The following is a 15,456-nucleotide window of genomic DNA, read 5'->3' as shown; positions in this document are numbered from 1 at the left end:
GCTCGCGGCCGCGGGGCGCCGGTCTCGGAGACTCGAGTCGCCGGCCGGGGCAGCTTTCGGTGAGTGCGATCGCGCTCAAGGGGCAACGAGTGGGAGGCGAGTGCGCGTGAGCGCGACCAACCGGTTCGCGGGCCGGGTCACCGAGCTGGACCGGAAGCTGGCGGCCACCGAGATCGAGCACGCCCGCTCGGAAGGCGAGTACGGCGTCGCCGAGGCGGCCCGGCGGCTGGCTCTGGTCCAGACCGCGACCACGCGCGCCGCGCTGCGCGTCGCGGTCGGAAGCCGGGCCGGCGACGTGATCCCCCCGGCGATCGAGGCGGCGCCGCGGATCGCGGCCGCGCTGTGGCTGCTCATCAGCGTCGTCCACATCGTCATCTGGCTGATGATCGGCTTGATCACCGGCGACTGGGACCCATGGCCCATCTGGGTGCTGGTCGGCGGCGGCCTGCTGGCGGCCGCCGTGTGGGCCGCCCGCGAATGGGACCGCCGCCTGCGCTCGGTGCCCGGGGTGGGCGGATAGGGCCCGGGGTAGCCAAGGGCGCCGGTCACCGCTAAACTGTGCAAGCCATACACAGTTATCTTGCAAACCCGATATGGGGGACCTCATGCCGGAGAGTATCGACGAAGCCCGGTCTTCGGTTGGCCTCGCCCGCTGGATCATCACGATCGTGTGGGCGGTCGTCGGCGGCCTCCAGTTCGTGATCTGGCTGATCATGTGCCTGGTCGACATGACCTTCAAGTCACCGTTCTGGCTGTGGACGATCGGCATCGGGGGAGTCGTGCTGCTGCTCTGGTGGTACCTCGACCCGGCGCGGCGCGCCCGGGAAGGATCGGAGTGAACGACGTGACCACCACTACCTCTCTCGAGTCCCCGGTCCAGCTGGACTCGGTGCACAAGACCTACGGCTCCGGCGACAGTGCGGTGGCAGCCCTCGCCGGGGTCTCCGTCAGCTTCCCCGCCGGCTCCTTCACCGCGGTGATGGGCCCGTCGGGGTCCGGCAAGAGCACGCTGCTGCATTGCGCGGCCGGCCTGGACAAGCCGACCTCCGGCAGCGTCCGGCTGGTCGGCGCCGACCTGAAGGGCAAGAGCGAGACCCAGCTGACGGTGCTGCGCCGCCAGCACGTCGCGTTCGTCTTCCAGTCCTTCAACCTGATGCCCGCGCTGAACGTCGAGCAGAACGTCACCCTGCCGACGCTGCTGGCCGGCCGCGAGCCGGACCGGGCGTGGGTGAACGAGGTGATCGCGCGCGTCGGGCTGTCGCAGCGCGTGAAGCACCGCCCCGGTGAGCTTTCCGGCGGCCAGCAGCAGCGCGTCGCGATCGCCCGCGCGCTCGCGGCCCGGCCCGCGGTGGTGTTCGCCGATGAACCGACCGGCGCGCTCGACACGAACACCGCGCTCGAAGTCCTGAACCTGATGCGTGAACTGGTGCGCGCGGGGCAGACCATCGTGATGGTCACGCACGACCCGGTGGCGGCGTCCTTCGCGGACAACGTGCTGTTCCTGGTGGACGGCCAGGTCGTCACCCAGCTGGCTTCCCCGGGCGTGGAGGCCGTCGCCTCGATGCTGGCGCAGCTGGGCGCGCGGGCCAAGGCGCGGAGGCAGCCGTGAGTTCGCGGAGGGTGGTGCTCAACCTGGCGCTGGCCAGCCTGCGGTTCCGCGTGGCGGCCTCGCTCGCGTCCTTCATCGCGATCCTGATCGGCTGCGGGTTGCTGATCGCGTGCGCCGGGCTGTTCGAGACGGCCATCGTGCTGCAGGCGAAGCCGGAGCGGCTCGCGTCGGCGCCGGTCGTGGTCGGCGGGTCGTCGGGGTTCAAGCTGCCCGACGAAGAGTCGGAAGTGGTCCCGTACGCCGAGCGTGCCGGGCTGCCCGAGGACCAGGTCGCCAAGATCGCCGGGGTGCAGGGCGTGGGGCGCGCGGTGCCGGACGTCTCCTTCCCCGCGGTGCTCCTGCATAACGGCTCGCCGCAGGTTTCGGCCGCGTCGGTGCCTTCGGGGCACGGCTGGGACTCCGCCGCACTCGGCGGCTACACGGTGCGCGAGGGCTCGAAGCCCACGGCGCCGGGCCAGGTCGTGCTCGACTCGGCCACCGCGAGCGCGGCCGGTGTCGCGGCCGGCGCGAAGGTGGATCTGGTGGTGGACGGCCAACAGCAGTCCTTCACCGTCGCCGGGATCGCCGAGCCGGGCCAGGCCGTGCGGGCGCCCGCGTTCTTCTTCTCGGCCGCTGACGCGCAGCGGTTCGCCACCCATCCGGGGCGCGTCGACCTGGTCGGCGTGTTCCCCGCCGACGGCGTGGACGCGGGCGAGCTGGCCGCGCGCATCGCCGGAGACGTCGGCGGTGTCAGCGTGCTGACCGGCGACGACCGCGGTTCGGCCGAGTTCCTCGGCGTGGACTCCAGCCAGCTCCCGCTCATCCTGCTGGCCGCGGTGTTCGGCGGCATGGTGCTGGTGGTCATGGCGCTGGTCGTCTCCGCGACGATCGGCCTGACCGTGCGGCAGCGGCAGCAGGAGATCGCGCTGCTGCGGGCCACCGGCGCGACGCCGAAGCAGGTGCACCGCATGGTGCTCGCCGAGACGATGGCCGTCGGTGTGATCGCCGCGGTGTGCGGCGCGTTCCTCGGCAGCCTGATCGGCAACCAGATCTTCGCGACCAGCCGGTCGATCGGCATCGTGCCGGAGGAACTCGCGTTCCGGCAGGACATCATCGCGTTCGCGGCCGGCGTCGTGGCCACGCTCGCGATCACTTACGGCGCGGCCTGGTTCGCGGCGCTGTCGGCTTCGCGGGCGCGGCCGATCCAGGCGCTGGCCGAGGCCGCGATCCCGAGCGCGAAGGTGAACCCGTTGCGCCGCATGGGCGCGCTGGTGTGCGCGGCCGCGACGGTGCTGCTGGCCGTCACCACGGTGTTCATGCCCGCCGACACGGCCGCGGCGATCGGCGGACCGGCGGTGCTGACCGGGGCCATCGCGGTGGCGCTGTTCGGCCCGGAGATCATGGCGTACGTCGCCGACCGCTTCGGCCCGTTCATCCAGCGGATCGCGGGCCGGGACGCCACCCTGGCCGTGATCAATTCCCGGGCGCGCGCGGTGGCGTTCGCCGCGGTGCTCACCCCGATCACGCTCGCCACCGCGGTCGCGCTCGGCAACGTGTATTCGGAGACCACGGCGCAGCAAGCCCGGGTGTCCTCGTACGCCGGCCAGCTGACCGCTGATGCGGTGGTCAGCACGGACACCGGCGGCATTTCGCCGGACGAGCTGGCGGGAATCCGGAGCACGCCGGGCGTCGGCACCGCGTCCCCGCTCGTCACCAGCTCCGGCTGGATCGCGCAGCCCTACGACGGCAACGGCAGCGACCCGTTGCGCCTGTTCGGCGTCGCCGCCGAAGACCAGGGCGGCTCGGTGCTCGCCACCGAGGTCACGCAGGGGTCGCTCAAGAACCTCAGCGGCAACGCGGTCGCACTGCCCGAGGAGGTCGCCGGCGACCTGGAAATCAAGCTCGGTGACCGGATCACCATGCGGCTCGGCGACGGGGCCGAGGTAGCGGTGAACGTGGTCGCGCTGCTCGACAGCCCGTCGAGCTATCCCAGCATCGTGCTGCCCGCCGACCTCCTGACGGCGCACACCACGGCCGGCCTGCCGGCCCAGGTGCTGGTGAAGGCCGCGGCCGGGCAGGACGCGGGCGCCCTGGTGCCCGCGCTCACCGAGCGACTGCGGAACTCCCCGGGAACCACCGTCGGCGATGACGGCGCGCTGACGCGGAATTTTCAGGCCGGTGCGGACGTCGAGGCGTTGATCAACTACTTGCTGGCCGTGCTCGCCATCGCCTACGCGGCGATCGCGGCCGTGAACACGCTCGCCGTGGCCGTGCTCGCCCGCCGCCGGGAGTTCGGCGTGCAGCGGCTCGCCGGCGCCGATCGCGGCCAGGTCCGGCGGATGCTGTTCATCGAGGGCGGCATCGTCGCCGTGGTCGGGCTGGTGCTCGGAATCGTCATCTCGCTGTTCACCGTGCTGCCGATGGCGATCACGACCGGGGAGATCATCCCGTCCGGGCCGGTCTGGGTGTTCTTCGCGGTGGTGGTCGCGATATTCCTGATCGTCTGGCCGGTCACCGCGCTGGCCGCCCGGCTCGCCATGCGCCGGAAGCCGATCGAGGCGGTGACCCTGCCCGGGCAATGAGCGATAGGGGTACCGGGGCACCTCCGGCGTGGATAGTTTCGACTCAACTATCCGCGCCGGGTGTGCCCCGGTTTCCTTTTATTTGGAGTGGATTCCATGCGTGTGCTCATGGCCGCCCCGTCTTCGCCCGCCCGGCTGCATAATCTCGCGCCTCTCGCGTGGGCATTGCGGACGGCGGGCCATGACGTGAAAATCGCCGGACGCCCGGCTTTCATCGAAGAGATCCTCCGCACCAGTTGTGTGGCGGTCAAGCTGGAAAGCGGTGACGAAGCCTCGCTCGCCGAGTCCGCGGCCCTGGTCGAGTTCGCCGAGCTGTGGCGGCCCCAGGTCGTGGTCTCCGACGCCCGCGCACCGGCGGGAACGGCCGCCGCGCGGGCGGTCGGGGCCGTCGCCGTCCGGGTGCTCGGCGCGCTGGACGAGCCGGAGCTGGGTAACTCAGGGGACGCGGATATCACCTTGGACACCGTGCCGCCTTCGCTGCGGGCCGGGGGCGGTCCGGCCCGCGCGGTCCGGCACGTGCCCTACTTCGGCCCCGTCGTGGTGCCGAACTGGTTGCGCCGCAAGGCAAGGCGCAGCCGCGCGCTGCTGTCACTCACCGACGAGACGATGTTCGGCCCGGTGTTCGACGCGGTCGCGGAAGCGGACTTCGAACTGGTGTGCGCGGCCGAGGCGGCCCGCATCCCGGCCGGAGTCGCGATGCCGGCCAACGTCAGGCTCGTCGACTCCGCGCCACCGGCCGCGCTGCTGCCGACGTGTGCCGCGGTCATCCACGACGGCGACGCGGCACTCGCGCTCGCGGCGGCGGCGTACGGCCTGCCCCAGCTTTCCCTGACCGAATCGGCGATCGCCCCGCGGATCGCGGCGGCCGGCGCCGGAAAGACCGGCTTCGGCGAAGGGGTCCGCACGCTGACGTCCGATGAAAAGCTTTGCCGCGCCGCGAAGGCGTTGCGGGAAGAGATCGCCGCGCTGCCCGCCCCACCCGCCGTCGTGGCCGAACTGATCCGCTGATAACGGGGGTCGGCCCGGCCCGTTAGGGGTAGGGCGGGAGCAGACATCTGGGTAGCGTTTGCCGCGGAATCACCTGCAAAATCGCGGCGACTTACTGAGGCGGTCGATTACGTGAGTGCCATTTTCTGCTCCGTTGGTGCCGGAATGGGGGTAATGACGTGAGCACGGAAAACGAAGGCAAGCTGCTCGGTTACCTCAAGCGTGCGACCACCGAACTGCGCGAGGCGAAGCAGGCCCTGCGGGATGTGCGCGACGCCGGCGCCGAGCCGATCGCGATCGTCGGCATGGACTGCCGGTATCCCGGCGGGGTCGCCTCCCCGGAGGACCTGTGGGAGCTGGTGGCGTCCGGCACCGACGCGGTCGGCCCGTTCCCGGCCGACCGCGGCTGGCCGCTGGAGGCGCTCTACGACCCGGCGGGCGAGCGTCCCGGCACCACGAACACCCGCGAGGCGGGCTTCCTCTACGACGCCGCCGAGTTCGACCCGGAGTTCTTCGGCATCTCGCCGCGCGAGGCGCTCGCGATGGACGCCCAGCAGCGGTTGCTGCTGCAGACGTCCTGGACCGCGCTGGAGCGCGCCGGCATCGTGCCCGAGACGCTGCGCGGCAGCAACACCGGCGTGTTCGCCGGGGTGATGTACCACGACTACCGCGGCCACGCGGCCGCCGGCAGCGTCGTCTCCGGCCGGGTCGCGTATGCGCTCGGCCTGGAGGGGCCGGCGGTGTCGGTGGACACCGCGTGCTCGTCCTCGCTGGTCGCCCTGCACTGGGCCATCCAGGCGCTGCGCCGCGGCGATTGCGCGCTGGCCCTCGTCGGCGGGGTCACGGTGATGGCCACGCCGGAGACGTTCGTGGACTTCAGCGAGCAGCGCGGCCTGTCGGACGACGGACGCTGCAAGGCGTTCGCCGCGAGCGCTGACGGCACGGGCTGGGGCGAGGGCGTCGGCGTGCTCGTGGTCGAGCGGCTGTCCGAAGCTCGCCGGCTCGGCCACGACGTGCTCGCCGTCGTGCGGGGCAGCGCGGTGAACTCGGACGGCGCATCCAGCGGGCTCACCGTCCCCAATGGGCCGGCGCAGCAGCGGGTCATCCAGCTGGCCCTCGAGTCGGCCGGACTGTCCACATCGGACGTCGACCTGGTCGAAGGCCATGGCACGGGAACGAAGCTGGGCGACCCGATCGAGGCGCAGGCACTGCTGGCGACCTACGGCCAGCGCGGCGAAGAGCCCGGAGAACCGCTGTGGCTCGGCTCGCTCAAGTCGAACATCGGGCATGCGCAGGCCGCCGCCGGGGTCGGCGGCGTGATCAAGGTCGTGCAGGCCATCCGCCACGGCGTGCTGCCGAAGACCCTGCACGTGGACGCGCCGTCGCCGCACGTCGACTGGTCGGCCGGCCGCGTCGAACTGCTCACCGAGGCTCGCGAGTGGCCCGCGGTGTCCCGGCCACGCCGCGGCGCGGTGTCGTCGTTCGGCATCAGCGGCACCAACGCCCACGTGATCATCGAGCAGGTGGAGGCCAAGCCGGAAGAGCCGGTGACCCCGCCCGCGCCGCCCGTCCACGCGTGGCCGGTATCGGCCGATTCGCCGGACACCCTGGCCGCACAGGCCCAGCGGCTCGCCGGCCACGTCGATGCCGCTGATTCCTTGGCGGACATCGGTTTCTCGCTCGCCACGACCCGTTCGGCCCTGGACCACCGGGCCGTCGTCGTCGGCGCCGACCGCACGGAACTGCTCGCCGGGCTGACCGCGCTCGCCGAGGGTGCCGACGCGCCCGGCGTGGTGCGCGACCGGCGTGGCAGCGGCCGGACGGCGTTCCTGTTCACCGGTCAGGGCGCCCAGCGCCCCGGGATGGGGCTGGTTCTCGCCGAGCAGTACCCGGCGTTCGCCGAAGCGCTCGACGCCGTGGCCGCCGAACTGGACCAGCACCTGGACCGTCCACTGCGGACGGTGCTGGACGACGAAGAAGCACTGGAGCAGACCGGTTACACGCAGCCCGCGCTGTTCGCCGTCGAGGTCGCGCTGTACCGGCTGCTCCGGACGTGGGGCGTGCGGCCCGACTTCCTCCTCGGCCACTCGATCGGCGAGCTGGCCGCGGCGCACGTCGCCGGGGTGCTTTCGCTCGGCGACGCCTGCACGCTGGTCGCCGCGCGGGCGAAGCTCATGCAGGCCCTGCCGGCGGGTGGCGCGATGGTCGCGATCCAGGCCACCGAAGCCGAGGTGACCCCGCTGCTCACGGCCGGGGTGAGCATCGCCGCGATCAACGGCCCGGACGCGCTGGTGGTCTCGGGCGCCGAGGACGGCACGGCCGCCGTCGCCGCCCAGTTCCCCGGCCGCAAGACCTCGAAGCTGCGCGTCTCGCACGCTTTCCACTCGCCGCTGATGGAGCCGATGCTCGCCGAGTTCTCCGCCGTCGCGAAGAAGCTCACCTACGCCAAGCCCGAGATCCCCATCATCTCGACGGTCTCCGCCGACGCCGACCTGGCGACGCCGGAGTACTGGGTGCGCCAGGTCCGTGCGGCCGTCCGGTTCCACGACGGCGTGCGCACGCTGGCCGGCCAGGGTGTCCGGACGTTCGTCGAGGTGGGGCCGGGCGCGGTGCTCACCGCTGCCGCGCGGGCCGCGCTGGAGGACACTGCGCCGGAGAACAACGGATTGGCGTTCGTCCCGGCCCAGCGCAAGGACCGCGCCGAGGCCCACACCGTCGTCACCGCGCTCGCGACCCTGCACGCCCGGGGGATTCCCGTGGACTGGGCGGCGTTCTACGCCGGTGCCCGGCCGGTCGCGCTGCCCACCTATTCGTTCCGCCGCACCCGCTACTGGCTGCCCGCCACCACCGCCACCACGACCACCGCCGCCGACCATGGCCAGCAGTCCGCCGGGCACCCCATGCTCAGCGCCGTCGTGCGGGTCCCGGATGCCGACACGCTGGTGCTCACCGGCCGGCTCTCCGCGGACACCACGCCATGGCTGGCCGACCACGTCGTCCTCGGCACGATCCTGTTGCCCGGAACGGCTTTCCTCGAGCTGGCGCAGCGCGCCGCCGACGAGGCCGGCTGCACCCGGATCGAGGAGCTGACGCTTCAGGCCCCGCTGACGCTGGCCGAAGGCGCGGGCGCGGCGATCCAGGTGTCGGTGGAAGCCGAGGAGAACGGCCGCCGCCGCGTCACTGTCCACTCGCGACTCGACGGCGAGGACGCCTGGCTCCGGCACGCCGAGGGGTTCGTGAGTGCCGAGGCGGAGCCGCCGTCGTTCGACTTGGCCGAGTGGCCGCCCGCGGGTGCCGTCGAGGTCGAGCTGGCCGAACCGTACGCGCGGCTCGCGGAGCTGGGCTACGACTACGGGCCCGCCTTCCAGGGCCTGCGTGCGATGTGGCGCCGCGGCGACGACGTGTACGCCGAGGTCGCCCTGCCCGACGGCGCCGACGCCCTTGACTACGGCCTGCACCCGGCGCTGCTCGATGCCGCGATGCACGCCCAGCTGTTCGGCCCGGTGACCGACGACGGCGAAGTGAAGCCGATGCTGCCGTTCGCCTTCACCGGCACCACCCTGCACCGTGCGGGCGCGGCGGCGCTGCGAGTGCACGTGTCGCCGAGCAGCACCGACACCATCACGCTGCGGATCGCCGACGCCACCGGCGAGCCCGTGCTGTCCGTCGAGTCACTGGCCGCGCGGCCGATCTCGCTGGACAAGCTGGCATCGAGCCGGGACTCGCTGTTCCGGGTTTCGTGGGAGCCCGCTTCGCCGACCGGGAACGCCGGCGCCGCGAAGGTGCTGGAAGTGACCACTGTGGACGGTCCGGTGCCCGCCGCGGCTCGTGCGGTCACGCGGCAGGTGCTCGCCGCTGTCCAGGCACTGCTCGCCGAGGACGGCGAGACCCGCTTGGCCGTGGTCACGCGCGGCGCGGTGTCGGTCGACGGCGAGGACGTCAACCCGGCCGTCGCGCCGGTCTGGGGCCTGGTGCGGGCGGCCGAGGCCGAGAACCCGGGCCGGTTCGTCCTCGTCGACCTCGACGCGGGCGGCGACTCCGGGCCGGCCCTGGCCACCGGCGAGCCCGAGGTGGCCGTCCGCGAGGGCAAGGTCCTCGTGCCGCGCCTGACCCCCGCGACGCCGCCGGCGAGGGAGCTGAGCTGGAACCCCGACGGGACTGTCCTCATCACCGGGGGCACGGGCGGGCTCGGCGCCGTGGTCGCGAAGCACCTGGTGACGCGGCACGGGGTGCGCCGCCTGCTGCTCACCAGCCGCCGGGGCGCCGACGCTCCCGGGGCGGCCGAGCTGCGCGAAGAACTCCGGCAGCTGGGCGCCGAGGTGACGATCGCGAGGTGCGACGTCACCGAGGCGGCGTCCGTGCGGTCGCTGTTCGACGCGATCCCGGCCGAGGCGCCGCTGACCGCCGTCCTGCACGCCGCGGGCGTCCCCTCCGCCGGCCGGGTCGAGGCTCTCACCGAAGACGAGCTGGACCGTGTCTTCGCCCCCAAGGTCGACGGCGCGTGGCACCTGCACGAGCTGACCCGCGACCTGGACGCGTTTGTCCTGTTCTCTTCGGCCGCGAGCACCGTCCTCGCGGCCGGCCAAGCCGGATACGCCGCCGCCAACGCCTACCTCGACGGGCTGGCCGGCCATCGCCGGGCCCAGGGGCTCGCGGCGACGGCACTGGACTGGGGTGCCTGGGCCGAGGACGGTGGCATGGCCGGCGAGCTCGACGAGGCCGACTTCCGCCGTCTGCGCCGCCTCGGCACACCGCCGATGGCCACCGACGAGGCCCTCGCCCTGCTCGATGCGTGCCTCGTCGCCGAGGATGCCGTGCTCGCGCCGGTGAAGCTCGACCTTGCGGCGCTGCGCGCCCGCACCGACGCTCCTCCGCCGGTTTTGCGCGGGCTCGTCCGGCCCGCGCCGGGCCGCCGCCCGGCCGCCCGGTCCGGCGGCGCGGTCGCCGCCCGGCTGGGCACGTTGCCCGAGACCGAGCGCGAGGCCTACCTCCTGGGTGTGGTGTCCGAGCAGGTCGCGGCGGTGCTCGGGTTCACATCGGCCGCGTCGGTCGAGCCAGGGCGCGCCTTCCAGGAGATGGGCTTCGACTCGCTCACCTCGGTGGAGCTGCGCAACCAGCTCGGTGCGCTGACCGGCCTGAAACTGACCGCGACCATCGTGTTCGACCACCCGACGCCGGCCGCGCTCGCCCGGCGCCTGCACGAACTGCTCGGCCCGGGCCGAGGCGCCGCGGAGCCGCTGCTGGCCGAGATCGACCGGCTCGAGGCAGCGCTCAGCTCCGCCGGGTCGCTCAACGGCTCGGCCGCGAAGGTCACCGCCCGGCTCGACGCCCTGGTGCGCAAGTGGGCCGACGCGAACACCGGCCACGACGCGCCGGAGGCCGATTTCGACGCCGCCACCGACGACGAGCTCTTTGCCGTGCTGGACAACGAACTGGGCATCTCTTGACACCGGGCGGGCTCCACCAGCCGGTAACGAACCATCGCGAACAACCTCGATGAACGGGAAAGCCATGGGGAACGAGGACAAGCTCCGCGACTATCTGAAGCGCGCGATGGCCGACCTTACGCAGGCCAGGCACCGGGTGCACGAGCTGGAGAGCAGGGACACCGAGCCCATCGCGATCATCGGCATGAGCTGCCGCTATCCCGGGGGCATCGCGACGCCGGAAGACCTCTGGGAGGTGGTCGACGGGGGCCGCGACGTGATCGGGGAGTTCCCCGCCGACCGCGGCTGGGACATCGAGGGCGTGTACGACCCGACGCCCGAGCGTCCCGGCAAGACCTACACGCGCCACGGCGGTTTCCTTTACGACGCACCGGACTTCGACGCCGAGTTCTTCGGCATCAGCCCGCGCGACGCGCGCCGGGCCGATCCGCAGCAGCGCATCCTGCTCGAGGCCTCCTGGGAGGCGTTCGAGCGCGCCGGGCTCGATCCGCACCGGCTCAAGGGCAGCCCCACCGGCGTCTACGCCGGGGTGATGTACCACGACTACAGCGGCGGCAGCCCGGACGGCAGTCTCGTCTCCGGCCAGGTTTCCTACACTCTCGGGCTGGAAGGCCCCTCGGTGTCGGTGGACACCGCGTGCTCGTCGTCGCTCGTCGCGATGCACCTGGCGGCGCAGGCGCTGCGCCGGGGCGACTGCACCCTGGCGCTCGCCAGCGGCGTCGCGGTGATGGGCACGCCGGAGCTGTTCGTGGACTTCTGCAGCCGCCGCGGACTCGCCGCCGACGGGCGCAGCAAATCGTTCTCCGACGACGCCGACGGCACGTCGTGGGCCGAGGGGGTCGGCGTCCTCGTGCTGGAGCGGCTGTCGGACGCCCGGCGCAACGGGCACCAGATCCTCGCGCTGCTGCGTGGTTCCGCGGTGAACCAGGACGGCGCCAGCAACGGCTTCTCCGCCCCGAACGGACCTTCGCAGGTCCGCGTGATCGAGGCGGCGCTGGCCGACGCCGGGCTTACCGCGAGCGATGTGGACGCCGTCGAGGCGCACGGCACCGGCACCAAGCTGGGTGACCCGATCGAGGCCCAGTCGCTGATGGAGACGTACGGGCAGCGCACCTCGGGTGAGCCGCTGCTGCTCGGTTCGATCAAGTCGAACATGGGGCACCCGCAGGCCGCCGCCGGCGTGGCCGGGGTGATCAAGATGGTGCAGGCGCTGCGGCACGGGAAGCTGCCGCGCACGCTGCACGTCGGCACGCCGTCGACGCACGTCGACTGGACCGCGGGCGCGGTCGAGCTGCTGACCGAGCCGCGGGACTGGCCGGAGGTCTCACGGCCGCGCCGCGCCGCCGTGTCGTCGTTCGGCGCCAGCGGTACCAACTCGCACGTGATTCTGGAACAGGCGCCGGAAGCCGCGGAAACCGGGCGTTCGGCGTCTGCCGTGTATCCGCTGCCGCTCTCGGCGAAGACCCCGGCCGCCCTGGCCGAGGCCGCCGCGCAGCTTTCCGCGCAGGTCAATGGCAATCTCGACGACGTCGCGTACACGCTGGCCGCCGGGCGCGCGTCCTTCGACCACCGCGCCGTGGTGCTCGCCGAAGACAGCGAGCAGGCGGCCGAAGCCTTACGCGCGCTGGCCGCCGGCGGGTCGCGGCCCGACGTGGTCACCGGCACCGCCGACGTGCGCGGCAAGACCGTGTTCGTGTTCCCCGGCCAGGGCTCGCAGTGGACCGGCATGGCGATCGAGCTGCTCGGGCAGTCGCCCGCGTTCGCCGAACGGCTGACCGAGTGCGACGCGGAGCTGCGGAAGTTCGTGGACTGGTCGGTGCTGGCCGTGCTGCGCGGGGAGCCGGGCACGCCGCCCGCCGACCGGGTGGACGTCGTGCAGCCGATGCTGTGGGCGGTGATGGTCTCGCTGGCCGCGCTGTGGCGCGCGCACGGCGTGGAGCCGGACATGGTGATCGGCCACTCGCAGGGCGAGATCGCCGCCGCGAGTGTCGCGGGTGCACTGTCGCTTGAGGACGGTGCCAGGGTGGTCGCGTTGCGCAGCAAGGCGATCGGTGACGTGCTGGGCGGCCGGGGCGGCGGGATGCTCGCCGCCGGGCTGTCCGCGGCCGACCTGCGCACCCGCCTCGAAGCCTGGGACGGCCGGATCTCCCTCGCCGCCGACAACGGCGCGACCTCGGCTGTGCTCTCCGGCGACGGCGACGCGCTCGACCAGCTGCGCGACGAGCTGGTCGCGGAAGGCTTCCGTGCCAAGCGGGTGCCAGTGGACTACGCCTCGCACTCCGCGCACGTCGAGCACCTGTCCGACCGGCTGCTGGCCGACCTCGGCCCGATCGAGCCCCGCCTCGGCGACGTCGCGATGACCTCGACCGTGAACGAAGAGCCGGTCGGAAAATCCACTGTGGACGCCGGGTACTGGTTCACCAACCTGCGCACGACGGTCAGCTTCGCCCCGGTCGTCGCGAAGCTCGCCGCGGCCGGCTACACGCGGTTCATCGAGGTCAGCCCGCACCCGGTGCTGGCGATGAGCATCCAGGAGACGCTGGACGAGACCGGCCACGCCGGCGCCGTCGTCGGCACCCTGCGCCGCGACGAGGGTGGCCTGGTCCGGTTCGCGACGTCGATGGCCGAGTACGCGGTCCGCGGCGGTGCGGCCGGCTGGACCTCGCTGGTGCCTGGTGGCCGGCTGGTCGAGCTGCCGACCTATCCGTTCCAGCACAAGCGTTTCTGGCACGAAGAAGAGTCCGCCGCCGAGCAGCCTGGCGCCGCGCCAGTGGCCGATCAGGAGTTCTGGCAGGACGTCACCGGCGGCGATGTCGACGCACTCGCGGCCCGGCTCGGCGTCGAGGCGGCACCGCTCGCCGAGGTCGTTCCGGCGCTGGCCGCGTGGCACGGCCGCCGGACCGAACTGTCCACGGTGGACTCCTGGCGGTACCGCGTTTCGTGGGCCCCGCTCTCGGGTGTCACCGGTGGACTCAAGGGCGCTTGGCTCGTGATCCTCCCGGCCGGGGTGCCCGAAGCGGCGGACCTGGCCGAAGCGCTCGCGGAACAGGGTGACGTCGTGCGGGTCATCGCGCCCGCCGGACGCGCCGAGCTGGCCGAGGTGATCGAAGAGGCGACCACGCTCCGCCCGTTCGACGGAGTGCTGTCGCTGCTGGCGCTCGACACCCGCGAGCACCCCGAAGGCCCGGCGCTGACCACTCCGGTCGCCGCGACCATCACGCTGCTCCAGGCGTTGCAGGACATCGCCGTCGACGCGCCCGCTTGGGTGGTCACCCGTGGCGCCGTCGCGGTGGACGCCTTCTCCGACGCCGACCCGGCCGCGGCCGCGGTGTGGGGCCTCGGCACGGTGGCCGCGCTCGACCGCCCGGGCACCTGGGGCGGCCTGGTCGACGTGACCGGTACGGAGGACGTGGCCCGGCTGGCCGCGGTGCTGTCCGGAGTGGACAGTGAGGACCAGGTGGCGATCCGGCCGTCCGGCGTGTTCGGCAAGCGCATGGTGCGCGCGCCGCTCGCCGGAACCGGGGCCGCGGCCGAGCCGTGGCAGCCGCGGGGCACAGTGCTGGTCACCGGGGGCACCGGCGCGGTCGGCGCGAACGTCGCCCGCTGGCTCGCCGGACGCGGTGCCGAACACCTCGTGCTCACCAGCCGCCGCGGTCTCGAAGCGCCCGGCGCGCGGGAGCTGGTCGAAGAGCTGTCCGGCACCCGGGTCACCGTCGCGGCTTGCGATGTTTCGAACCGCACGGCGCTGGAAGCCCTGCTGGCCGAGCACCCGCCGTCCGCCGTCGTGCACGCCGCCGGGGTGCTGACCGCCGAGCCGCTGCTGGCCGACGTCACGCCGGCCGAGTTCGCCGCCGCCACCCGCGCCAAGGTCACCGGCGCCGCGCTGCTCGACGAACTGCTCGGCGACACCGAGCTGGACGCGTTTGTGCTGATGTCCTCGGGTGCCGCCGTGTGGGGCACTTCGGGCCAGCCCGCGTACGCCGCGAGCAACGCTTACCTCGACGCGCTCGCCCGCCGCCGCCGCGCGGCCGGGAAGACCGCGACCGCGGTCGCCTGGGGCTCCTGGGGCGGCGGGGGCATGGTCGACGCCGAGGCGAGCGATCTGTTACGCCGCATCGGCCTTGCCGAGATGGACCCGCGGCTCGCCGCCGAAGCGCTGGGCCAGGCCCTCGACCACGACGAGAGCCAGCTGGTGGTCGCGGACATCGACTGGACCGTGTTCGCGCCCGTCTACCAGCTCGCCCGGCCGCGGCCGCTGCTGCGCGGGCTGCCCGAGGTGACCGCGGACGACACCGGGGCCACGGCCGAGCCGACCGGCGACCTCAAGGGGCAGCTGGCTTCGCTCACCCCGGCCGAGCAGCAGCGGACGCTGCTGGAGCTGGTGCGCGGCCAGGTCGCCGTGGTCGCCGGGTACGACGCCGGTTCGACGGTCGAGGCGGCCCGTGCGTTCAAGGAACTGGGCTTCGACTCGGTGACGGCCGTCGACCTGCGTAACCGGCTCGGCGCCAGTACCGGGCTGAAGCTGCCGGCCACCGTCGCGTTCGACCACGTGAACCCGCAGGCGCTGGCCGAGCACCTGTGGACGCAGCTGTGCGAGGGCGTCGCGGAGGTTCCGCTGGAGGTCGAGCTGGACCGGCTGGAGGCCGTCGCGGCCGGGCTGGACGCGGCGGAGATCGACCGGTCCCGCGTCGTCGCCCGGCTGCAGGCGATGGTCACCACGCTGCACCAGACGCTCGCCGGCGGGACCGCCGGCGCGGCGCTGGAGGCCGCGACCACGGACGAGCTGTTCGCCCTGATCGACAACGAGCTAGGCGCCTGAGCGCCGCCCACCCGCAGGACCACCGGAGCGACA

5 protein-coding genes and 2 pseudogenes are annotated in these 15,456 nt (G+C 73.1%); all 7 read left to right on the top strand.

Annotated elements, in window-relative coordinates:
- The first annotated feature begins 106 nt into the window (after positions 1-106).
- Positions 107-520 carry a hypothetical protein gene (locus tag OG943_RS26720; RefSeq protein WP_328603669.1) on the top strand — a complete coding sequence of 138 codons (414 nt, stop codon included), beginning with the start codon at positions 107-109 and terminating at the stop codon, positions 518-520.
- Positions 521-605: 85 nt separating this feature from the next.
- A complete protein-coding gene (locus tag OG943_RS26715) occupies positions 606-839 on the top strand; it encodes a hypothetical protein (RefSeq protein ID WP_328603668.1) in 234 nt (77 codons plus the stop codon).
- Entirely contained in the window at positions 836-1,609 is a 774-nt protein-coding gene (locus OG943_RS26710) for an ABC transporter ATP-binding protein (protein WP_328603667.1), read from the top strand. Before OG943_RS26715 ends, OG943_RS26710 begins: the two co-directional genes overlap by 4 nt.
- Positions 1,606-4,170, top strand: coding sequence for an ABC transporter permease (locus OG943_RS26705; RefSeq protein ID WP_328603666.1), 2,565 nt, complete (start codon positions 1,606-1,608; stop codon positions 4,168-4,170). Before OG943_RS26710 ends, OG943_RS26705 begins: the two co-directional genes overlap by 4 nt.
- A 96-nt stretch (positions 4,171-4,266) precedes the next feature.
- Complete coding sequence (locus OG943_RS26700) at positions 4,267-5,178, top strand: nucleotide disphospho-sugar-binding domain-containing protein (protein WP_328603665.1); 912 nt, start codon at positions 4,267-4,269, stop codon at positions 5,176-5,178.
- Between the two features lie 170 nt (positions 5,179-5,348).
- Positions 5,349-10,604: pseudogene (locus OG943_RS26695) on the top strand (SDR family NAD(P)-dependent oxidoreductase); the annotation flags it as partial.
- A gap of 106 nt (positions 10,605-10,710) precedes the next feature.
- Positions 10,711-15,423, top strand: a pseudogene (locus OG943_RS26690) (type I polyketide synthase); the annotation flags it as partial.
- Positions 15,424-15,456: the final 33 nt, after the last annotated feature.

It is taken from the genome of Amycolatopsis sp. NBC_00345 (assembly GCF_036116635.1).
Classification (GTDB): domain Bacteria; phylum Actinomycetota; class Actinomycetes; order Mycobacteriales; family Pseudonocardiaceae; genus Amycolatopsis.
The sequence above is the reverse complement of the archived record's forward strand: the minus strand, read 5'-3'. Positions and strand labels throughout refer to the sequence as shown.